The 21,050-nt window shown below is 72.8% G+C and carries 16 protein-coding genes; 11 read left to right on the top strand and 5 right to left on the bottom strand.

The window, feature by feature from the left end; translation table 11 throughout:
• Positions 1 to 56 precede the first annotated feature (56 nt).
• Positions 57 to 437: an OB-fold nucleic acid binding domain-containing protein gene (locus ACWER9_RS27680; protein ID WP_124816055.1), complete on the top strand. Its 381-nt coding sequence runs from the start codon at positions 57 to 59 to the stop codon at positions 435 to 437.
• Between the two features lie 25 nt (positions 438 to 462).
• Positions 463 to 1,146, top strand: a complete 684-nt coding sequence (locus ACWER9_RS27675) for a DUF3159 domain-containing protein (protein ID WP_452304596.1) — start codon at positions 463 to 465, stop codon at positions 1,144 to 1,146.
• 24 nt (positions 1,147 to 1,170) lie between these two features.
• On the opposite strand, the gene ACWER9_RS27670 is transcribed toward ACWER9_RS27675, so the two are convergent.
• Both ACWER9_RS27670 and ACWER9_RS27665 read right to left on the bottom strand, forming a co-directional pair.
• Positions 1,171 to 1,860, bottom strand: coding sequence for a potassium channel family protein (locus tag ACWER9_RS27670; protein WP_452304595.1), 690 nt, complete (start codon positions 1,858 to 1,860; stop codon positions 1,171 to 1,173).
• Between the two features lie 3 nt (positions 1,861 to 1,863).
• A complete protein-coding gene (locus tag ACWER9_RS27665; protein WP_357350100.1) occupies positions 1,864 to 2,529 on the bottom strand; it encodes a potassium channel family protein in 666 nt (221 codons plus the stop codon).
• A gap of 164 nt (positions 2,530 to 2,693) precedes the next feature.
• On the opposite strand from ACWER9_RS27665, the gene ACWER9_RS27660 reads away from it, so the two are divergent.
• Genes ACWER9_RS27660 through dxs form a run of 3 tightly spaced genes read left to right on the top strand, consistent with a single transcriptional unit; the run spans position 2,694 to position 8,062 of the window.
• Positions 2,694 to 4,778, top strand: coding sequence for an APC family permease (locus tag ACWER9_RS27660; protein WP_452304594.1), 2,085 nt, complete (start codon positions 2,694 to 2,696; stop codon positions 4,776 to 4,778).
• Entirely contained in the window at positions 4,771 to 6,063 is a 1,293-nt protein-coding gene (locus ACWER9_RS27655) for a class I SAM-dependent RNA methyltransferase (RefSeq protein ID WP_452304593.1), read from the top strand. Before ACWER9_RS27660 ends, ACWER9_RS27655 begins: the two co-directional genes overlap by 8 nt.
• A 52-nt stretch (positions 6,064 to 6,115) precedes the next feature.
• On the top strand, positions 6,116 to 8,062 hold the full coding sequence (gene dxs, locus ACWER9_RS27650) for a 1-deoxy-D-xylulose-5-phosphate synthase (protein WP_452304592.1): 1,947 nt from the start codon (positions 6,116 to 6,118) through the stop codon (positions 8,060 to 8,062).
• A gap of 454 nt (positions 8,063 to 8,516) precedes the next feature.
• Here dxs and ACWER9_RS27645 read toward each other — a convergent pair whose 3' ends face one another.
• Positions 8,517 to 9,710, bottom strand: a complete 1,194-nt coding sequence (locus ACWER9_RS27645; RefSeq protein WP_452304591.1) for a hypothetical protein — start codon at positions 9,708 to 9,710, stop codon at positions 8,517 to 8,519.
• Positions 9,711 to 9,931: 221 nt separating this feature from the next.
• Here ACWER9_RS27645 and ACWER9_RS27640 point away from each other — a divergent pair, with 221 nt between their 5' ends.
• A complete protein-coding gene (locus ACWER9_RS27640; RefSeq protein WP_452304604.1) occupies positions 9,932 to 11,932 on the top strand; it encodes a hypothetical protein in 2,001 nt (666 codons plus the stop codon).
• Positions 11,932 to 13,728, top strand: a complete 1,797-nt coding sequence (locus ACWER9_RS27635; RefSeq protein ID WP_452304590.1) for a hypothetical protein — start codon at positions 11,932 to 11,934, stop codon at positions 13,726 to 13,728. The genes ACWER9_RS27640 and ACWER9_RS27635 overlap by 1 nt, the downstream gene beginning before the upstream one ends.
• A 24-nt stretch (positions 13,729 to 13,752) precedes the next feature.
• Here the strand turns inward: ACWER9_RS27635 and ACWER9_RS27630 are convergent, their stop codons facing one another.
• Positions 13,753 to 15,639: a hypothetical protein gene (locus tag ACWER9_RS27630; protein ID WP_452304603.1), complete on the bottom strand. Its 1,887-nt coding sequence runs from the start codon at positions 15,637 to 15,639 to the stop codon at positions 13,753 to 13,755.
• A gap of 218 nt (positions 15,640 to 15,857) precedes the next feature.
• Here ACWER9_RS27630 and ACWER9_RS27625 point away from each other — a divergent pair, with 218 nt between their 5' ends.
• Positions 15,858 to 17,141, top strand: coding sequence for an outer membrane protein assembly factor BamB family protein (locus ACWER9_RS27625; RefSeq protein ID WP_452304589.1), 1,284 nt, complete (start codon positions 15,858 to 15,860; stop codon positions 17,139 to 17,141).
• On the opposite strand, the gene ACWER9_RS27620 is transcribed toward ACWER9_RS27625, so the two are convergent.
• The gene (locus ACWER9_RS27620; RefSeq protein WP_452304588.1) at positions 17,142 to 18,293 is read right to left on the bottom strand and encodes a peptidase C39 family protein; all 1,152 of its coding nucleotides are present in this window, start codon (positions 18,291 to 18,293) and stop codon (positions 17,142 to 17,144) included.
• Between the two features lie 142 nt (positions 18,294 to 18,435).
• Here ACWER9_RS27620 and ACWER9_RS27615 point away from each other — a divergent pair, with 142 nt between their 5' ends.
• From ACWER9_RS27615 to ACWER9_RS27605, 3 genes are all read left to right on the top strand, one after another.
• Positions 18,436 to 19,104, top strand: coding sequence for a response regulator transcription factor (locus tag ACWER9_RS27615; RefSeq protein ID WP_110563387.1), 669 nt, complete (start codon positions 18,436 to 18,438; stop codon positions 19,102 to 19,104).
• A complete protein-coding gene (locus ACWER9_RS27610) occupies positions 19,101 to 20,276 on the top strand; it encodes a sensor histidine kinase (RefSeq protein ID WP_452304587.1) in 1,176 nt (391 codons plus the stop codon). The genes ACWER9_RS27615 and ACWER9_RS27610 overlap by 4 nt, the downstream gene beginning before the upstream one ends.
• 242 nt (positions 20,277 to 20,518) lie before the next feature.
• Positions 20,519 to 20,956 carry a VOC family protein gene (locus ACWER9_RS27605; protein ID WP_452304586.1) on the top strand — a complete coding sequence of 146 codons (438 nt, stop codon included), beginning with the start codon at positions 20,519 to 20,521 and terminating at the stop codon, positions 20,954 to 20,956.
• Positions 20,957 to 21,050 lie beyond the last annotated feature (94 nt).

Here is a 21,050-nt window from a genome sequence, read left to right as displayed (position 1 = left end):
GCGCCGCCGGGGCCGGCCGGGGACGCGGCGAGCGTGGAGAGGGTGACGCGGAGGTCATGACGACCGACGAGGGCCGGGTGTCGCTGCGGCGCATCCTGCAGAGGTTCACCGCCAGCGAGGCCGAGATCGACGCGCAGGAGCTGCGTCGGGAGAGCGCCGAGTGCGGCGGGATCCCCGCCCAGCAGTGCTCCCGGGGGCAGTTGGTCTCGGTCGCCGGCCGGCTGCGCACGGTGGTCTACACGCCGCGCACCAACCTGCCGACCCTCGAGGCCGACCTGTACGACGGCAGCGACGTGGTGACCCTCGTCTGGCTGGGTCGACGGCACATCGCCGGGATCGAGCCGGGCCGGCACCTGACCGCCCGGGGCCGGGTGGCGGTGCGCGACGACCGCAAGGTCATCTACAACCCCTACTACGAGCTGGACTCGCCCAAGTGACGGCACTGCGGACGGAAGGCCGGCGATGACGACGGGACAGGACCGAGCGGCCCAGCCGGAGACCGACCCGCAGGGCGAGGAGCCGCTGCCGACGATCGCCGAGCAGATGGCCGACCAGCTCGGTGGCTGGCGTGGGCTCGTCGAGTCCAGCATCCCGGTGGTGGTCTTCGTCCTCGCCAACATCATCGGCGAGCTGCGGCCGGCGGTGATCGCCTCGGTCTCCGTCGCGGTGCTGATCGCCGGGGTGCGGCTGGCCCAGCGTCGGCCGATCCGGCACGCCGTCAACGGCCTGTTCGGCGTCGGCGTGGGGGCGGCCATCGCCTGGCGCACCGGCGACGAGCGTGACTTCTACCTTCCCGGCATCCTCTACGGCATCGGGTACGGGGTCGCCCTGCTGATCTCGGCGGCGATCCGGCAGCCCCTCGTCGGCTGGATCTGGTCGGTGCTGGTGGCGAAGGGCCGCTCGGAGTGGCGGGCCGACCCGAAGCTGGTGCGTACCTTCACCCAGCTGACCGTGCTCTGGGGTGTGGTCTGGCTGGCCAAGGTGGGCGTGCAGGCGGGGCTCTACCTGGCCCACCAGGACACCGCGCTGGGGGTTGCCCGGCTGGCGTTGGGCTACCCGCCCTACGCGCTGCTGCTGCTGATCACGGTCTGGACGGTGCGCCGGGTCACCCGGGAGTCGCCGCCGGCCCCGCTGCCCAGCGCCTGAGCGACGCCGGCCGCCCGGCCGGGGTCAGCGTGAGCCGCGGGTCCGTTCGACGCTGTCCGGCCCGAGGATCACCGCGCGGACCTGATCCTCCACCTCGGCGGTGCAGACGAAGATCAGCTCGTCGCCGGCCTCGATCGGGTCGTCCGGGCTGGGCACCAGGACCCGCTTGCCGCGCAGGATCGCGACCAGCGCGGAGTCGCGGGGCAGCGGCACGGCGTGCAGCGGCTGACCGACGTAGGGGGCGGTCGGCGGGAGGGTGATCTCGACGAGGTTCGCCTCGCCCTGTCGGAAGGTCATCAGCCGGACCAGGTCGCCGACGGTGACCGCCTCCTCGACCAGCGCGGCCATCACCCGTGGCTTGCTCACCGCCACGTCGACGCCCCACTGCTCGGTGAACAGCCACTCGTTCTCGGCCCGGTTGACCCGGGCCACCACCCGGGGCACCGCGAACTCGGTCTTGGCCAACAGCGACAGCACCAGGTTGGTCTTGTCGTCCCCGGTCGCCGCGACCACCACGTCGCACCCGGCGACGTCGGCCTCCTCCAGGCTGGTCAGCTCACACGCGTCGGCAAGCACCCACTCGGCGGCCGGCACCCGGTCCGGGCGCAGCATCTTGGGTTGGCGCTCGATCAGCATCACCTGGTGGCCGTTGTCGATCAACTCCTGGGCGATCGAGCGGCCCACGTTGCCCGCCCCCGCGATGGCGACCCGCATGGCTCAGAGCCCTCCTTCCGGCGGCGCCGCCGCCACCGACGTGACCGTCGCCACGATGTCATCGCTGACCAGCATGAACACCTGGTCACCCTCCTGCAGGACGGTGGAGCCGGTGGGCAGCGTGCCGATGCCGAAGCGGATCAGGTAGGCCACCCGCGCCCCGGTCGCCTCCTCGAGCGTCCGCACCGGTCGGCCGACCCAGTCCTTGTGGACGGGAACCTCGACGATCGACACCGTGCTCGTGGGGTCGCGGAAGATCTCCACGTTGCCCTCCGGCACCAGGTGTCGCAGCATCCGGTCCGCCGTCCACCGCACGGTGGCCACGGTGGGGATGCCCAGCCGTTCGTAGACCTGCGCCCGGCGCTGGTCGTAGATGCGGGCAGCGACCCGGGACACGCCGAACGTCTCACGGGCCAGCCGGGCCGAGATGATGTTGGAGTTGTCGCCGCTCGACACGGCCGCGAAGGCGTCCGCGCGCTCGATGCCGGCCTGCCGGAGCACCTCGCCGTCGAAACCCGCCCCGGTCACCGTGATCCCGGCGAAGTCGGGGCCGAGCCGGCGGAAGGCGTCGGCGTCCTGGTCGATCACCGCCACCGAGTGCCCTCGGGACTCCAGGCTGTGGGCGAGGGTCGACCCGACCCGGCCACACCCCATGATCACGACGTGCACGCTGTCCCTCCCAAGGTGCGTACCACCTCCGCTGCCGGTGGCCTTCCGAGTGCGAGCCTGCCATGTCCGGGGCGCGGGCGGCGACCGACCGTACCCCGCCGTCTCGCGCAACGGTGATCGCCCACCCCCGCGCCCCCGCCGTGGTGGTCGTACTCTTGGCGTTCGTGGCCAGTCCCACCTCGCTGGTGAAGCGACTTCTCCTCGGTCGACCGTTCCGGTCCGACCGGCTGCAGCACACCCTCCTGCCGAAGCGCATCGCGCTGCCCGTGTTCGCCTCCGACGCGCTGTCAAGCGTCGCGTACGCGCCCGACGAGATCCTGCTGACGCTCTCCATCGCCGGCGCCTCCGCGTACTTCTTCTCGCCCTGGATCGCCCTCGCGGTGGTCGTGGTCATGCTCACCGTGGTGGCGAGCTACCGGCAGAACGTGCACGCCTACCCCTCCGGCGGCGGCGACTACGAGGTCGCCACGGTCAACCTGGGGCCGAAGTTCGGCGTCGGGGTGGCAAGCGCCCTGCTCGTCGACTACGTGCTGACGGTGGCGGTGTCGGTCTCCTCCGGGGTTGCCAACCTCGGCTCGGTGGTGCCGTTCGTGGCCACCCACAAGGTCCTGATCGCGGTGAGCGCCGTGGTCCTGCTGACCGCGGTCAACCTGCGCGGCCTCCGCGAGTCGGGCACGGCGTTCGCCATCCCCACCTACGGCTTCGTCATCGTGATGCTCGGCATGCTGCTCACCGGGTTGTTCCGGGTCTTCGTGCTCGGCGACGACCTGCGCGCGCCGAGCGCCGACCTGGTGATCCAGGCCGAGCACAGCGTGACCGGCTTCGCACTTGTCTTCCTGCTGCTGCGGACCTTCAGCTCGGGTGCCGCCGCGCTGACCGGCGTGGAGGCGATCTCCAACGGCGTACCGGCGTTCAAGGCGCCGAAGAGCCGCAACGCCGCCACCACCCTGCTGCTGCTCGGCACCATCTCGGTGAGCATGCTTGTCGGGATCATCTGGCTGGCCCGGCTCACCCACCTGCAGTTCGTCGAGGACCCGGGTCTCCAGATCGTCTCCGGCCCCGACGGGTACGTGCAGAAGACGGTCACCGCCCAGCTCGGCGAGACGGTCTTCGGTTCCGGGTCGATCCTGCTCTACGTGCTGGCCGGGATGACCGCCCTGATCCTGTTCCTGGCCGCGAACACCGCGTTCAACGGCTTCCCGGTGCTCGGCTCGATCCTGGCGCAGGACCGCTACCTGCCCCGCCAGTTCCACACCCGGGGCGACCGGCTGGCCTTCTCCAACGGCATCAGCTTCCTCGCCCTCTTCGCGATCGTGCTCATCGTCGGCTTCCAGGCCGAGGTGACGAAGCTGATCCAGCTCTACATCGTCGGGGTCTTCGTCTCGTTCACCGTCTCCCAGGCCGGCATGATCCGACACTGGAACCGGCACCTGCGTACCGAACGGGACCCGGAGGCGCGCCGCCGGATGTACCGCTCCCGGGCGATCAACACCTTCGGCGCGGGCCTGACCGGCGCGGTGCTGGTGATCGTCCTGATCACCAAGTTCCTGCTCGGCGCCTGGATCGCGATCGCGGCGATGGCGGTGATCTACGTGTTGATGCTGGCGATCCGCCGGCACTACGACCGGATCGCCGTCGAGCTGACCCCGCCGGACGAGGGCCGGGCCGTGCTGCCCGCCCGCAACCACGCGATCGTGCTGGTCAGCAAGGTGCACCAGCCGACGCTGCGGGCCATCGCCTATGCCCGCGCCACCCGACCGGACACGCTCACCGCCGTGACCGTCAACGTGGACGAGAAGGACACCCGGGAGCTGCAGGCCGACTGGGAACGACGGGAGATGGCCATCCCGCTCACCGTGATCGACTCGCCGTACCGGGAGATCACCCGCCCGATCCTGGACTTCGTCGCCTCCACCCGCCGTAAGTCGCCCCGGGACGTGGTCACCGTGTTCATCCCGGAGTACGTGGTGGGCCGCTGGTGGGAGAACCTGCTGCACAACCAGAGCGCCCTGCGGCTCAAGGGCCGGCTGCTCTTCGAGCCGGGGGTGATGGTGGTCAGCGTGCCGTGGCAGCTCGCGTCGACGGCGAGCAAGAACCTGGACCGGCTGGACGCCACCCTGTCCCGGACCCCGGCGCGGGGGCCGCGGAGCACCGGGTCGCCGCTTGTCGCCGCCCCGCCGACGGTCTCCGCGCCGCCCGGCGAGGGGGAGCCGGAGGGCACCACGACGAAGGGGAACACCCGTGACTGAGTCGGGCGGTCAGCGGACCGCGACACCTCGCACGTCGCCCGTCGCGACCCCGGAACGGGGCCTGGCCGAGGCGGAGCGGGTCGAGCTGACCGTCGACGCGGTCGCCCCCGGCGGGCACTGTGTCGCCCGGGTCGACGGGCAGGTGGTCTTCGTCCGGCACGCGCTGCCAGGTGAACGGGTCATCGCCGAGGTCACCGAGGTGCACCGGGGGTTCGTCCGGGCCGACGCGGTGACCGTCCTGGAGCCCTCACCGGACCGGGTCGAGCCGCCCTGCCCGTACGCGAGGCCCGGTGCCTGCGGGGGCTGCGACCTCCAGCACGTCGCCCCGGCGGCGCAGCTGGCCTGGAAGACCGCCGTGGTACGCGAGCAGCTGGTCCGCCTCGGCGGGCTGACCGACGTCGAGCTGGACCGGCTCGGCGTCCGGGTCGAGGCGCTGCCCGGCGGGCTGCTCGGCTGGCGCTCCCGGGTCCGGTACGCGGTCGACGCCGCGGACCGGGCCGGCCTGCTCAAGCACCGCTCGCACGAGGTGGTGCCGATCGACCGCTGCCGGATCGCCCACCCGGCCATCCAGCACCTGCCGGTGCTCACCCCCACCGGGGCGCGCTGGCCGGCCGCCGAGGCGGTGGAGACCGTGGCCAGCACCGGCGGGGACGTGACCGTCACGGAGGTCCGCGACGGGATGCCCACCCCGGTCAGTGGCCCGACCGACGTCCGCGAGGTCGCCGCCGGACGAGACTGGACGCTGCCCGCGTCCGCCTTCTGGCAGGTGCACCCGGCCGCGGCGGACACCCTCTCCACGGCGGTGTTGGAGTTGCTGGACCCGCAGCCGGGCGAGACCGCCTGGGACCTCTACGGAGGCGCCGGGCTGTTCGCCGCCGGGCTGGCCGCGCGGGTCGGCGCGACCGGGCGGGTGACAGTCGTCGAAGCGGCGGAGCAGGGCGTCAGCGCCGCCCGGGAGAACCTCGCCGACCTGCCAGTCGTCGAGGTGGTGTCGGCCCGGGTGGAGACCGCGCTGGCCCGCCGACGGATCACCGGCCCGGTCGACGTGGTGGTGCTCGACCCGCCGCGCTCCGGTGCCGGCGCCCCGGTGGTCCGCGCGCTGGTTGCCGCCGGGCCCCGGGCGGTCGCGTACGTGGCCTGTGACCCGGCGGCCTTCGCCCGGGACGTACGCACCTTCGCCGACCACGGGTGGCGGCTGGCGGCGCTGCGGGGCTTCGACCTCTTTCCGATGACGCAGCACGTCGAGCAGGTCGGGCTGCTGCTCCCGCCGCCGGGCGAGCGGTAACGGGCAGCGGGCCGGGCTGCGGAGTACCGCACGGCCATTAGACTCTCCGGTCATGAGCGTTGAAGAGGACACGGCCAACCACGGCCGGCTGCTGAGGACGGTTCGCGGTCCGCAGGACGTCAAGCGGATGTCCGGCGAGGAGCTGGACGTCCTCGCCGCCGAGATCCGGGACTTCCTGATCGCCAAGGTCTCCCGTACCGGCGGTCACGTCGGGCCCAACCTCGGTGTGGTCGAGCTGACACTCGCCATGCATCGCGTCTTCGACTCCCCCCGGGACCGGCTCCTGTTCGACACCGGCCACCAGGCGTACGTACACAAGATCATTACCGGCCGTCAGGCCGGCTTCGACAAGCTCCGCCAGCGCGGCGGCCTCTCCGGCTACCCCAGCCAGGCGGAGAGCGAGCACGACCTCATCGAGAACTCGCACGCCTCCACCGCGCTGTCCTACGCCGACGGCCTGGCCAAGGCGTACGCCCTGCGGGGTGAGCAGCGCAGCGTCGTGGCCGTGGTCGGTGACGGTGCGCTCACCGGCGGCATGTGCTGGGAGGCACTGAACAACATCGCCACCGCCGGCAACTCTCTGGTGATCGTGGTCAACGACAACGGTCGCTCCTACTCGCCGACAATCGGCGGGCTGGCCGACCACCTCTCCTCGCTGCGGCTCAACCCCGGTTACGAGAAGGTCCTCGACACCGTCAAGGACGCCCTCGGCTCCACCCCGCTGGTCGGCAAGCCGATGTACGAGGTGCTGCACGCGGTCAAGAAGGGCATCAAGGACGCCGTCGCCCCGCAGGCCATGTTCGAGGACCTCGGCATCAAGTACGTGGGCCCGGTCGACGGGCACGACGTGACGGCGGTCGAGGCGGCGCTGCGCGCGGCCAAGAACTTCGGCGGCCCGGTCATCGTGCACGCCGTCACCCGCAAGGGCTACGGCTACCGCCCCGCCGAGGAGGACGACGCGGACTGCCTGCACGGCCCGAGCAGCGCCTTCGACGTGGAGACCGGCGCGTTGCTCGCCGCCCCGTCGGTGAAGTGGACGCACGTCTTCGCCGACGAGCTGCTGGCCGTCGCCGACGAACGTCCGGACGTGGTGGGCATCACCGCCGCCATGGCCGAGCCGACAGGCATCGCGAAGCTGGCCCGCAAGTACCCCGAGCGGGTGTACGACGTGGGCATCGCCGAGCAGCACGCCGCCACCTCGGCGGCCGGGCTGGCGCTCGGTGGTCTGCACCCCGTGGTCGCGGTCTACGCCACCTTCCTCAACCGCGCGTTCGACCAGGTTCTGCTGGACGTGGCGATGCACAAGCTGCCGGTGACCTTCGTACTGGACCGGGCGGGCATCACCGGCCCGGACGGGCCCAGCCACTACGGCATCTGGGACATGTCGGTCTTCGGGGTGGTGCCCGGGCTGCGGATCGCCGCCCCCCGCGACGCCGCCACCCTGCGGGAGGAGCTGCGCGAGGCGATGGCCGTCGACAACGGCCCCACCGTGCTGCGGTTCCCGACCGGCGCGGTCGCCGCGGACCTGCCGGCGCTGCGCCGGGTCGGCCCGGTCGACGTGCTGGCCGAGTCCGCCCGTACCGACGTGCTGCTCGTCGCCGTCGGCTCCTTCGGCCAGCTGGGCATGGAGGTGGCCGCCCGGGTCGCCGAGCACGGCTACGGCGTCACCGTCGTCGACCCGCGCTGGGTGCGTCCAGTCCCGGCGGAGCTTGTCGACCTGGCCGCCCGGCACCGGCTCGTGGTCAGCGTCGAGGACGGCGTCCGGGTCGGTGGGGTGGGCGACGCCCTCGCCCAGGCGATGCGCGACGCCGACGTCCGGGTGCCACTCAAGGACCTGGGTGTGCCGGCCGACTGGCACCCGCACGGCACCCGCGCGCAGATCCTCGCCGACCTGGGTCTGACCGCTCAGGACGTGGCCCGCAACGTCACCGGTTGGATCTCCGGCCTGGACGCCACCCCGGACCGCCTCACCCCGAGCGACGCAGCCGCACAGAACTGACCGCAAGCAACACGAGACGGCGGGCACCCCTCCAAGGGGTGCCCGCCGCCTCGCATAGTCCCGTCGCGCCCCGCCCCGCCATCCCCGCGCCGCGCCCCGCCCCGCCATCCCCGCGCCCCGCCGTGCCCCGCCATCCCCGCCGTGCCCCGCCATCCTCTGTCGATCAAGGACTAGTGGTGGGCGGATGGTGATGATTCGCGACTTTTGTAGGGCACCACAAGTCCATGATCGACGGGGGCGGGGCGGGGCGGCGGTGAGGGTGCGGTGCGAGGGTGTCGTGCGGGGGTGCGGCGCCGCGTTCCGCTGCCCCGCTCGCTGATCTTGCACTTTCGGTCGGCGTAACGCCCCTTGAGCCCGATTTGTCGGCACAGAAAGTGCAAGATCGCGGGGCGCGGGGCGCGGGGCGCGGGGCGCGAGGGCGCGGGGCGCGGGGGCGGCGGGCGCGAGGGCGCGGTTAGCGGGGGGAGACGGAGCGGTAGTGGGTTTTGTCGGTGTTGGCGAGGCTGTAGGTCTGGGAGCGGGACGGGGTGGGAACGACCACCAGGCCGGGGCGCTCGACCAGCAGCGGAGTGCCGGGCGGGACGGACAGAGAACTGTCCCGGGTGGGCCGCCAGCTCAGCACCACGAGCGGCTGGCCGGGCACCGGCAGTTGGTACGCCTGCAACGGGGTGGCCCGGTCGGCGGGTGAGACGACGGGGGCGCTCCCGTCGGCCGGTCGGTAGACCACCGCCGTCATCGCGCCGGCGTCGGTGTCCCAGCTCAGTTGCTGCAACTCGGCCGCCTCGCCGCCGCCGAGGGCGACGTCGCCGAGCGAGCGTACGGTGAGCTTCGCCATCGGCCAGGAGGTCGGCACCGAGCGCGGGGCGTCCCGGTCCCCGATCCGGCGCGGGATGCTGCCGAACGGGCCCCGATCGCCGCCCAGCACGCAGGTGTCCAGGCCGGTGAGCGCCCGCCGACCCGTGCCGGACTCGTCGCGGACCAGTGGATAGCGCGGATCGACGGTGCCGGTGCCCAGGTCGAGCAGCCGGTCGGCGGCCCGCCCACGGGGCAGCGACTCGGTGCTGCGTAGGGTCGCGGTCACGCCGACGGCCGTGCAGGACGGCACGTCGACAGGCGCGCTGAGGCCGTCCGCGATTGTCAACGTCCGGTCCCGGGGGCCGAGCAGGGTCTGCACCCGGGCCGAGACCAGATAGCGCCGGCCGCCGGGCGTCTGCACCGGCAGCACGTCGGAGTAGACGAGGTAACCCGGGTCGGTGTACTCGGTGGCACGGGTCACCGCGTAGCTGTCTCCCGCACGGGTGAGTTGCAGCAGCCAGGACGCGCTTTCGCCGGGCACGTCCGCGGCGACGAGCGCCACCGGGGCGCCGTCGACCCGGCCGGAGAAGAGGATGCCGGACGAGGGCAGGTGCGCGCGGTCGTCGGCCGGCGACCGCCAGCCCCGGACCGCCGTGGTGACCGCCGCCGTCGCCGTGGCGTCACCGGAGAGGTCGCCGCGGGGTGGCCACACCGCAAGCGTGCCGTCCAGGCTGTCGTACCCGACCCGGAGGTCCTGCGGCTTGCGCTCCGCTACCGGACCACAGGCCGTGCCGGCCAGCAGCGCGCTCAGCAGGACGGGAAGCGCCCTGCCGTACCGACGGCCTGGAGTCACCTGGCCCGCCCCCGATCGCTTCACCGTCGCTGTCGGAAAGCGCCATAGTACGAGATGTCCGGTGCGGAGCCCCAGTTGGCCGTCCCTCGAACCGCCACAATGGACACCACCGGGGCTTTAGGGTGATTTGGTTGCTCCGGTAGACTCCGCCGACTGTGACGCCTGCCGAGTCCCGCGCCCTGTCCGCGCCGCACCCGGAGGCGGCAGCCGACTCCGCCGAGATGGTGAGTTACCGCACACCTGTCGGCCTCTTCGCCGGCCCGCCCGCGCTGACCGCACCCACCACACCGGCCGAGCCCACCACGGAACCGGCCGAGCCCGCTGCGCCGGCCGAGCCCGCTGCGCCGGCCGAGCCCGCTGCGCCGGCCGAGCCCACCACGGAACCGGCCGAGCCCACCACGCCAGCCGAGCCCACCACGCCAGCCGAGACCGCAGCCCCGACCGAGCCCGCCGCTGCGGCGCGGGCGGGGTGGCGGCGGTGGCGGTGGACTCGGCGTCGGCAGCACCTGGCGGTCGGCGGGCTGTTCCTGCTCGCCGCGCTCTGGGTGACCAGCCGGATCTGGCTGGACCCTTCCGGCCGGGTGGCCTCGCTCTACACCGGGGACCCGGCCCAGGTGCAGTTCTTCCTGGCCCACTCGGTACGCGTGGTGCTGCACGGCGAGTATCCGTTCTACACCGAGCAGTTCAACTACCCGGACGGCGTCAACCTGATGGCCAACACGGCCGTGCTGGCGCTCGGCATCCCGATGGTCCCGGTGACGCTGCTCTTCGGGCCGGCGGTCTCCTTTGTGGTGCTGGTCACGCTCGGCCTCGCCGGCACCGCCATGGCCTGGTACCTGATGCTCTCCCGGCACCTGGTGCGGACCCCGCTCGCGGCGGCGGTCGGCGGCTGGTTCTGCGGGTTCTCGCCAGCGATGCTCTCGCACGCCAGTTGGCACCCGAACATCATCAGCCAGTTCCTGCTGCCGTTCATCGTGTGGCGGGTGCTGGTGCTCACCCGCTCGCAGAAGCCGGTGCGGGACGGGGCCCTGCTGGCCCTGCTGGTGACCGCGCAGGCGTTCATCAACGAGGAGATCCTGCTCTTCACGGCCCTGGCCTGCGGGGTCTTCCTCCTGGCGGTGCTTGCCCAGGAGCCGGCCCGGTGGCGGGCGGCGTGGCGGCCGCTTGGCGCCGGCGTGCTGACCTGCGCGTTGCTGGCCGGGGCGCTGCTGGCGTACCCGCTCTACGTGCAGTTCGCCGGGCCGATGGCCTACCACGGCCTCAGCGACGCGGTGCAGGACTACGGCAACGACATCGCCGCCTTCTTCGCTCAGGGGTCGCCCACCCTCGGCGGCAACCAGCGCGCCAACATCAACCTGGCGCCGAACTACTCGGAGGAGAACGCTTTCTTCGGCTGGAGCCTGTCGCTGCTGGCCATCGGCATCGTGGTCTGGCTACGCCGGGAGTTGATCGTTCGGGCGCTCGCGGCGACCGGCGTGTTCTTCGCCGTGCTCTCCCTCGGCGAGCGGGTGTCCTGGTGGGACCGGGAGCTAATCACCGGGCCGTGGCAGTGGTTGGTCCACCTGCCGCTGTTGGACGCGGTGGTGCCGACCCGGTTCGGGCTGATCACCAGTGTGGTGGTCGGTCTGTTGCTCGCGCTCGCCGTCGAGCGGGCCTGGGCGCTGCGTCCGGCCGACCGGCGTACCGTCCGGGTGCTCACCGCCGCGGGCCTGGCCTTCGCGCTGCTGCCGATCGCACCGATGCCGCTGCGGATGGTCACCCGACCGCCGGTGCCGGACTTCATCACGGCGGACCGTTGGCGGGCGTACGTGGGGCCGGACCAGACGCTCGTGCCGATCCCGGTGCCCAGCATGGGGAACACGCACGGCATGCGCTGGGCGGCGGCCACCAACCTCGACTTCAAGATCCCCGGCGGTTACTTCCTGGCGCCCCGCAACGGCAACACCGGTGACGCGGGCCGGTTCGGCGGTCGCCCCAGCGGGGTGGGTCAACTGCTGGAGGAGGTGGCGACCACCGGCCGTACGCCGAAGCTCGACGACCGGCAGCGGCGGCGCTTCACCGACGAGCTGCGGCACTGGCGGGCGGCGATCCTGGTGCTGCCGGTGCGGCAGCAGAACGCCGAGCCACTGCGACGTACGGTCGAGGAGTTGGTCGGCCCCGGCCGCCAGGAGTTGGATGTCTGGCTCTGGGACGTCCGGACGCTCAGCGACCGTTCGGTCTGATGACCACCGGGACGACGTCCCCGGAGACCTCGTCCGCGGCGACGGTCGGCACGTCCCGTCCGGCCTGGCTGCGGGACGCGCTCGTGGTCGCCGGCTACCTGGGCCTCGCCGTGGTGGTGACGAGCGGGCAGTGGGGTCGCCCGTGGTCGCTGTTCCACCAGGCGGGTGACCAGATCCTCTTCGAGTGGATGCTGGCCCACGCGGCCCACGCGGTGGCCGACGGGGAGAACCCGCTCTTCAGCGCCGGGTTGAACGCGCCCGACGGGTTCAACCTGATGGCGAACACGTCGGTGCTCGGCCTGGGTGTCCCGCTGACCCCGGTCACCCTGCTGTTCGGCTCGCAGGTGGCGTTCTGCGTGGCGGTCGTCTGCTGCCTCGCCGGTACCGCCGCCGCCTGGTACGTGCTGCTGTGCCGCCGGCTGGTCAGCACCCGGACCGCGGCCGCGGTGGGTGGGCTGATCTGTGGCTTCGCCCCGGGCATGATCGCTCAGGCCGGTGCGCACCTGCACATCGCCGCGCAGTTCCTGGTGCCCGCCATCCTCGCCCTGGTGTTCCGGCCCGCCTCGGACGCGGCCCGGCCCGACGTGTGGCGGCCCGGCGTCTGCCTCGGGCTGCTGCTCGTCTGGCAGGTCTTCATCGGTGAGGAGGTGCTGGTCTTCCTGGCGCTCGCGGCCGGGGTCTTCGCGCTGGCCTACGCGCTCGCCGACCGGGTGGCCGCACGGTGTCTCGTGCCGGCCCTCCTCGGCCGGCTCTCGGTGGCCGCCGGGGTGGCGGCGGTGCTGCTGGCGTACCCGCTGTGGTTCCAGTTCCACGGCCCGCAGCGCTACTCCGGGATGGCGTTCGCGACGCAGGCCTTCCAACTGGACATCGCCTCGTTCACCGCGTCGGCCCGGCAGACCGTGCTCGGTGACGACTGGCTGCCGGGGTTGCTCGCGCCGAACCCGACCGAGGAGAACTCTTTCTTCGGCCCGGGTCTGCTGGTGCTCGCCGTGGTGATCGTGATCTGGCAGTGGAGACGACCGCTGGTCCGGGCGCTGGCCGTCTGTGGCGTCGTCTTCGCGGTGCTCTCGCTCGGCGCCGAGTTGCGGGTGGACGGTGCGGCGACCGGCATTCCGGGGCCGTACCGGCTGTTCGGCGGGCTGCCGCTGCTCGACCTCGCGGTGCCGGCCCGGTTCGCGCTGGTCTGCGTACCGGTGCTCGGTGTGCTGGTGGCGCTGTCCCTGGACCGGGTCCGGGCGGCGGGTGGGTCGACGGTGGCGTCGGGCCTGCCGGTGCGGCTGCTGTGGGCCGGCGCGGTCGCCGCCGCACTGCTGCCGCTGACGCCGACGCCGATCCGCGTGGTGCCGGTCGCGCCGGTGCCGGCGTTCGTCGCGGCCGGCGGCTGGCGTCCGCTGGTGCCGCCCGGTCGGACCATCGTCGCGGTGCCTCCGGTCACCGGCGCCGGACGCAGCCCGGCGATGTTCTGGTCCGCCCGTACCGGCCTGGCGTTCGACGCGCCGGGCGGCTACTTCATCGGCCCCAGCGGCCCGGACGACCCGGCGGCCCGGTGGGGCGCGCCGGATCGGCCCACGTCGGTGCTGCTCCGGCAGGTGGCCGAGACCGGCGTGGTGCCGGTGCTCACCGACGCCGACCGTCGTCAGGCCGTCGAGGACCTGCGGCACTGGCGTGCCGCGGTGGTCGTCCTCGGCCACCTGGAGCACGGCGACCCGGTCCGCCGAACCGTCGACGACCTGCTCGGCCCGGGCCGACCTGTCGACGGCGGATGGCTGTGGGACGTCCGGGACCGCGTCGGCTGAGCTGGCCGGTGGCGCGGCCTCCGGCTAACCCACCAGGGCGCGCACGTCCCAGACCCAGACGTCGTCGACCCGCTGCGCCGGCCCGAGCAGCGCGGTGACCAGATCCCGGAGCACCGCCTCGCGGGGGTGCGCCCCGAGCACGACCACCGACGCCCGCCAGAAACGCAGGTCCTCGACGGCCTGGCGGCGGTTCTCGTCGGTCAGCGCCGGGAGGGTGCCACTGTCCATGGTGGAGTAGATGAGGGTGCTCGTCGGTCGGTTCGGCGCGCCGAAGACTCCCTCACCCAGCTCGTTCGGGCCGATGAAGTAGCCGCCCGGAACGGGGAACTCCTGCCCGGTCAACGCACTCCACCGCAGCGTGGGCAGGCCGTGCACGTTGCTCGGGATCGGCACCGGCACCAGGGTTCGACCCGCTGGCACGTACGGCCGCCAACCGCCCGCGGTGATGAAGTGCGGCGGCGGGTCGATCTGCTGGGCGGGCAGCGGCCGGGGGAAGAGCGGCAGCACGGCGAGGGCGACCGCCGCGTACCCCACCGGGCGCAGCCACCGACGGCGCGCCGCGACCGCCGCGGCGGCGACCTCGTCGGACACCGCCGGGGTCGCTCCGGTCGTGCGCTGGGCCGGCACCCGCGGCCGGTCGGCAGGCGGGCGCCCCTGGCGGTACGCGGCGTCCCAGGTCAACGCGAGGAGTACGCCCACCGCGGCGGCGACCACGAGCGTCAACCGGGTCGGCATCATCATCTCGACGAGCGGCAGGTCGTCCGACACGTACGACCACGGGCCGCGGATGTCGGTCTCCACACCGTCGAAGCGCACGAACGGCCCGATCGCGGCCACGCTGAACACCACGACGAGCACCGCGACGATCCGGGTGGCGAGCGAGCGGCGGAACAGCAGCACCAGCGCCACCACCGAGAGCAGCACCAGCGGCCAACCGAACCAGGTGTTCTGTTCGGTCAGGCCGATCGTCTTCTCCACGGCCGGGTCACCAGCCCAGGTGTCGCGGGCGAAGGTGACGAAGGCGACCAGGTCCTCGCCCCAGTTGTGGAACACGCCGCCCTGCAGGCCCCGGTACGACTGTGGGCCGTTGAACTGGAACCAGATCGGGTACGCCGTGAGCACCAGGGCCAGCCCGCCGGCGACGCCCAGCCCGGCCAGGAACGTGCCGGCGGCGGCCCGGGTGGCCCGTGGCCGTTGGACGGCGTACGCCAGCACGATGACCAGGCAGGCCAGCGCGGTGAGCAGCAACATCTCCTCGTTGATGAAGATCTGGTACGCCACCAGCGCACCGAGCACGAGCCCGTTGCGCCGCCACCGGCCGGGCTCACCGAGGCTCAGCACCCGCACCACGATCAACGGGAGCAGGAAGTTGGAGACGAAGTTCGGTTGGCCGTTGGCGTGGTGGATGATTCCCGGCGCGAAGCCGAGGAACGCGCCGCCGACGAACGCCGCCGCCCGCGAGCGCACCAGGTGGCGGGAGAGCATCCAGTACCCGGTGCCGGCGGTGGCCGCCAGCGCCGCGCCCAGGTAGAGCGCGTACATCACCTGGGGGCCGAGCAGCATGGTCAGCGGGGCCAGCGGCAGGGTCACCCCGAGCAGCGAGGTGTTGGCCATCATGTTCACCCCGTCCGGGGCGTTCTGCCGGGCGGTGAAGAGCGGGTTCTCCAGGTGCCGCACCGAGAACGCGCCGTGCGCGAACAGCCACTCGAACCAGCTGTGGTCGGTGGGCAGGTGCGAGGAGACCCGGCCGTTGACGTCACCCCAGTAGTTGAGGCAGACGAAGACGCCCAGCAGCACATAGGCTCCGAGGGCCAACAGGTCGGCTCGGGCCGGGCGGCGTCGAGGCCGCCGTGTCGACTCGGCCTCGACCGGGTCGGCGTCGGTCAGGGGATTCAGCGAGGGGTCTACCACCGGCACAGCCACGACGCGCCATCGTACAGGCGGGGTTCCGTCGCTTTTGCCGGCCCGGTGCGCTGACGGTCGGTTTGCCGGGCGGTGACCTGTCGTCCAGCCTTAGCTGATGACGGAGGGACGGTCATTGTCGATCATCGAGCTGGGCGAGGTTCGGGGACGAGCCCGCGGCGGGGCCGTACGACCAGCCCACACACCGCGCTGTGGCGGGTGACGCGGTGAGCGACTCGGTGATCGACCTCGGTGAGCTGCGGCACGGCTCGGAACCGGAATCGTTGCCCCGCCCCACCCGCGCCCACGGTCGCCCGCTGCGCTGCGCGCTTGTCGTGCTGTTCGCGCTCGTCACACTCGCCGCGGCCGCCGTGTCGCCACCCCGCCGGGCACCGGTGCTGCTGCCGGCCCCGCCCGGGGCCGACGTCATGGTCGACGGCGACCTCATCCTGCTGATGGAGCGGGCCGACACCGGGCAACGGCAGACGCGGCTGTCCGCGTTCCGGCTGACCGGCGGCGAGCCGGTCTGGCAGGCGCCGCTGTCGGCGGAGGCCCGCTACTGGGGAATGACGTCACTGGCGGGGATGGTGCTGGCCACCGGCTACGAGATCGGTCCGGAGGGTCGGGACACGCTCACCGTCGCACTGGACCGGGCGACAGGTGCGTACCGGTGGCAGCAGCCGGGCACCGTCTCCAAGCTGAGCGACGGCAACGCGCTGCTGCGCAGTGGCGGCGAGACCGTACCGTCACGTGTGCGCGCGGCCGATCCGTGCTGTGGCACCCCGCGTTGGCAGCTACCCCTCACCACCGCCGAGATCAGCATCCGGGACACCGGGTACGGGGTGGACCGGCTGGTGCTCAACCACGGCAACGGGCTGGTCGAGGTGGTCGACGCGACCACCGGCGCGGCGCTGGCTCGCGCCGAGGTGGGCCCACCCGGCGCCGCGCCGCTCGGGATCGAGCTGATCGACGACCTGCTGCTGGCCATCGACAGAGGTTCGGGCACCATCAACGCGTACGGGCTGGATCGGCTGGACAAACTGTGGACACGCACGGGCGGCCCGATCGAGTTCGCGCTGAACTGTGGGCCCGTCGTGTGCCTCCGCAGCGCCGGCAACGAGCTGCTGGCGCTCGACCCCGCGACCGGGGACGTGCGCTGGCGCAGTGACCGCTGGTTGTGGGGCTGGCCGTACGACGGCCGGCTGCTGGCCAACGTCAGCGGCTTCGGCCCGATGGAGCAGTACATCGTGCTCGACGCGCTGACCGGCCGGCAGTTGGCCGACCTGGGTCGGTGGGAGCTGTACCAACTCGGCGCGGGCGGCCGGCTGGTCGGCATCCGCCGGCACCCGGACGGCGGGGTGCTCGTCGGCGAGTTCGACATCGGCGCCGGAGAGGTGCGCGTCCTGGACGTGCTGCCCGACGCCACCGGCGAGTGCCAGGCGATCACCGGCTACGTGGTGTGCAGTTCTGCCGCCGCCGAGTCGTACCAGCTCTGGAAACTTGCCGACTGATCACCAGTTGGCCTGCTCAGGTGGGCGGGGCAGCGGCACCGACGGCGGTCGCAGCACGTACGCCACACCACCGCTGCCCCGCTGCCAGACCGCCTCGAAGCCCCGCCGCGGCACGGTCCGGCGGACCGCGTCGTCGTCCGGCGCGTACGGGTCGTTGAGCACCGGGTCGCCGTCGGCGCTGAAGCCGACGAGCGCCATCAGGTGCCCTCCGGTGTCGTACCCGAGCCCCGGCACCTCGTCGGCGCGGAACGCGGCGGAGACGACCAGGGGGATACCGGCGGCGACGAACGCCTCCGCCTCGACGAGCGACCGCAGTCGGGTGACGAACGCGTCCAGCCCGTGCAGGCCGGCGTACGCGGTGTTGAACGGCCAGTTGCCGGCCCCGGCGTACGCCTGGTCGTAGCAGTGTCGAGCGGCGTGCACCACCACCGGTCGTGAACCGGGAGGCTGCACCCAGGCGTAGTGCTCCGGTGCCGGCTCGGCGCCCCAGTAGGCGAGCACCATCGAGGTGCAGGTGGGGCTGCACCAGGAGTCGCCGCCACCACCGAACTGCGGGTACTGGCCGGCGTGCAGCCGCTGCGAGTAACGGGGCACGTCCAGCACCCGGCCCCAGGCGGCGGACGCGGCGGAAGCCAGCCCGTACCCCTGGTCGGTCGAGGTGGGGCCGCTGGCGACCGCTCCGAGGCTGCGCAGCACCGGGCCGGTGGGGTCGTCGGCGGGCCGACGCAGGGTCACCCGCGCCTGCCACCCGGTGACCGTCGCCCCGGTCACGATCAGGGTGTCGGTGTCCACCCGGGCGGCGCCGTCGCGCTGTCCGGGCAGCGAGGTGCGTCGTACCTCCCGGTCGTCGGCGGCCCAGCGGGCCAGCCGGTACCAGTCGGTGCTGGGCGCGTCGTCGTGCCAGCCGCGCAGGTCGACCTCGATCCAGCAGCCACCGGGGGTGTCGGCCGTCCAGGAGGGCACCACGTCGGCGACCGCGAAGCCGACCCGTACCGGCGGTGACGTCCAGGTGCCCCGCTCGGCGACACCGTCGAGGGTGAGCCCTCGCCCGCTGGGGCGTACGCCGTCGCCGCTGCCGCTTGTGGTGTCGCCGGGCAGGTGGAAACCCCGGTAGGCGATGTCCCGCCGGGTGGGTGGTGCCGCAGTGGTCATGCCAGGTCCGTCCGTCGCTCGGTGCCGCCGGCCAGCATCGCGTACGCCGTGGTGGCCCGCAACGCCGCCGGGCGCGGACGGCGAGGGACGATGGTTGCCGGCCGGCACTAGGTTGTCGGTGGTCAGTAGCGAGGAGGCCGGGATGCGGGTACTGGTGGTCGAGGACGAGCGCAACCTCGCCGACGCGATCGCACGCGGGTTACGCAAGCGGGGGATGGCAGTCGACGTGGCGTACGACGGCGACGCCGGCCACGAGGCGGCGTTCGTCACCCGGTACGACGTGGTGGTGCTCGACCGCGACCTGCCCGGCGTGCACGGTGACCAGATCTGCGCCGACCTGGCGGCCTCCGGCGCGTTGACCCGGGTGCTGATGCTCACCGCGAGCGGCACGGTCGCCGACCGGGTGGAGGGGTTGCAGCTCGGCGCGGACGACTACCTGCCGAAGCCGTTCGCCTTCGACGAGCTGGTGGCCCGGGTGCAGGCGCTCGGCCGTCGGGCCACCCCGGCCGCGCCGCCGGTGCTCGAACTGGCCGACCTGGTGCTCGACCCGGCCCGCCGGGTGGCCACCCGCGCCGGTGTGCCGGTGGACCTCACCAACAAGGAGTTCGGGGTGCTCAGCGAACTGCTCAAGGCGCGAGGCGCGGTGGTCTCCAGCGAGGAGCTGCTGGAACGGGTCTGGGACGCGAACACCGACCCGTTCACCACGATCGTCCGGGTCACCGTGATGACGCTGCGCAAGAAGCTCGGCGACCCGCCACTGATCGAGACGGTGGTCGGCGCGGGCTACCGCACCGCCGAGGTACGTGCATGAGCCGGCGCTTGCGGCCGACCTTGCGGTTGCGCCTGACAGTGCTCAACGGGGTGCTGCTGATCGGGGCCGGGGCGATCCTGGTGCTGCTGGCCTGGCTGTTGGTCCGCGATGCACTGCGGCCCACCGACGAGTTGGTGCCCGGCACGATCGTGCTGCTCTCCGACGGCCGGGAGATGGACGCCGCCACGTGGCAGCAGCAGTTGGTCGACGCCGCCTCCGGGGAGCTGCTGGCCAAGGGCCTGGTCGCGCTGTTGGCGATAAGCGTGGTCGGGGTGGCCGGCGCGTACGCGGTGGCCGGTCGGGCGCTGCGCCCGCTGCACCAGGTCACCGCCACCGCGCAGCGGCTCGGTGAGGCGACCCTGGACCAGCGGATCGGGTACTCGGGCGCGGACGACGAGGTGGCCGAGCTGGCCAAGACCTTCGACGCCATGCTGGACCGGATCGCGTCCGCGTTCGAGGCGCAGAGACGCTTCGTGGCGAACGCCTCGCACGAGCTGCGGACGCCGCTCGCCGTGATGCGGACGGAGATCGACGTGACGCTCAGCGATGACGACGCGGACGCCGCCGAGTACCGACGGATGGCGACGGTGGTCCGCGACGCCTCCGAGCGGGCCAACGGTCTGGTGGACGCGTTGCTGGTGCTGGCCCGCAGCGAGGCGCAGGCCGGGCGGCAGCTGGGCCGTCGGACCGAGTGTGACCTCGCGGCGGGCACCGCGAACGCGCTGTCGGCGATGCGCCGCGAGGTGGAGCGGATCGGCCTGCGGGTGCAGACGTCGCTGGAATCCGCGCCGGTCGTCGGCGACCCGGGGCTGCTGGACCGGCTGGCCGGGAACCTGATCGAGAACGCGGTCCGCTACAACCACCTGCACGGCCGGCTCTGGGTGCGTACCGGCACCGACGGTGACAAGTCCTGGCTGGTGGTGGGTAACACCGGCTTCGAGGTGGACCAGGCCGACGTGCCGGGGTTGTTCGAGCCGTTCCGTCGTGGGGGTCGGGAACGCACCGGCGCCCGTGGTTCCGGGTTGGGGTTGTCGATCGTCCGGGCGGTCTGCACGGCGCACGGCGGCACCGTGCGCGTGATCGCGCAGGCGGGTGGTGGTCTCGAGGTGACGGTCACCCTGCCGTCGGCGGACGCCCCGGCGGTCAACGGCGCGTTGCCCAGCCCCGGCTGAACGGGGTTGCGTGCCCGGCTCGGCCGATGGCAAGATCGCGTCGTCAGCTCAAGATGAGAGGGGGTGCGTCGATGTCCATTCCTGTTGACTCCGCTCCCCGGGTCCGCGTCGGCTGACGCCTCGGAGGCGGAGCGCCCCCGCACGGGTCGGGCGCTGATCGCCCACTCGAAGGGGAACCAGTTCCTGCGTGGTGCGCCGCATACCCAACGGCCGTACCACGCCACAATCGTGGAGGACCACACGTGAGTTCGACGATCCACAACATCAGCATCGATTGTGCCGACACGTACGCCCTCGCCGGCTTCTGGGCGCAGGTCTTCGACTGCCCACGGCAGCCGGACGACTTCCCCGGCGACCCGGAGGCGATGCTCCTGCCGCCGGGCGGTCCGGAGGTGCTGTTCATCGCGGTGCCCGAGGGCAAGGCGGTGAAGAACCGGCTGCACCTGGACCTGCAACCGGCCGATCGCACCCGCGCCGAGGAGGTCGAGCGGCTGCTCGGCATCGGCGCGACGTTCGTCGCCGACCACGTCGGCCCGACCGGCGGTGGCTGGGTGGTGCTCGCCGACCCGGAGGGCAACGAGTTCTGCGTGCTCGGCAACGCGGCCGAGCGGGCGGCAGCGGCGGCGGCGCGGGCCGCGGCGGCGGCGCTCACCACGTCAGAGGTCGCCGAACCGGCCTGACCGTCGACGTACGGCACGGGGCCCCGACCACCCGAGGGAACCAGCCCGGCACGACCTGGGTGACGAGCGAGACCAGCGCGTCCATCGGCACCGC

This window comes from Micromonospora sp. NPDC003944 (genome assembly GCF_053605225.1).
This window is presented reverse-complemented; position numbering and strand designations above follow the sequence as displayed.

What these genes read in the sequence shown, in the direction of transcription:
- ACWER9_RS27680 (WP_124816055.1), top strand. Translation starts at nt 57, where the DNA reads ATGACGACCGACGAGGGCCGGGTGTCGCTGCGGCGCATCCTGCAGAGG.
- ACWER9_RS27675 (WP_452304596.1), top strand. Translation starts at nt 463, where the DNA reads ATGACGACGGGACAGGACCGAGCGGCCCAGCCGGAGACCGACCCGCAG.
- ACWER9_RS27670 (WP_452304595.1), bottom strand. Translation starts at nt 1,860, where the DNA reads ATGCGGGTCGCCATCGCGGGGGCGGGCAACGTGGGCCGCTCGATCGCC.
- dxs (WP_452304592.1), top strand. Translation starts at nt 6,116, where the DNA reads ATGAGCGTTGAAGAGGACACGGCCAACCACGGCCGGCTGCTGAGGACG.
- ACWER9_RS27640 (WP_452304604.1), top strand. Translation starts at nt 9,932, where the DNA reads ATGGTGAGTTACCGCACACCTGTCGGCCTCTTCGCCGGCCCGCCCGCG.
- ACWER9_RS27635 (WP_452304590.1), top strand. Translation starts at nt 11,932, where the DNA reads ATGACCACCGGGACGACGTCCCCGGAGACCTCGTCCGCGGCGACGGTC.
- ACWER9_RS27620 (WP_452304588.1), bottom strand. Translation starts at nt 18,293, where the DNA reads ATGACCACTGCGGCACCACCCACCCGGCGGGACATCGCCTACCGGGGT.
- ACWER9_RS27615 (WP_110563387.1), top strand. Translation starts at nt 18,436, where the DNA reads ATGCGGGTACTGGTGGTCGAGGACGAGCGCAACCTCGCCGACGCGATC.
- ACWER9_RS27610 (WP_452304587.1), top strand. Translation starts at nt 19,101, where the DNA reads ATGAGCCGGCGCTTGCGGCCGACCTTGCGGTTGCGCCTGACAGTGCTC.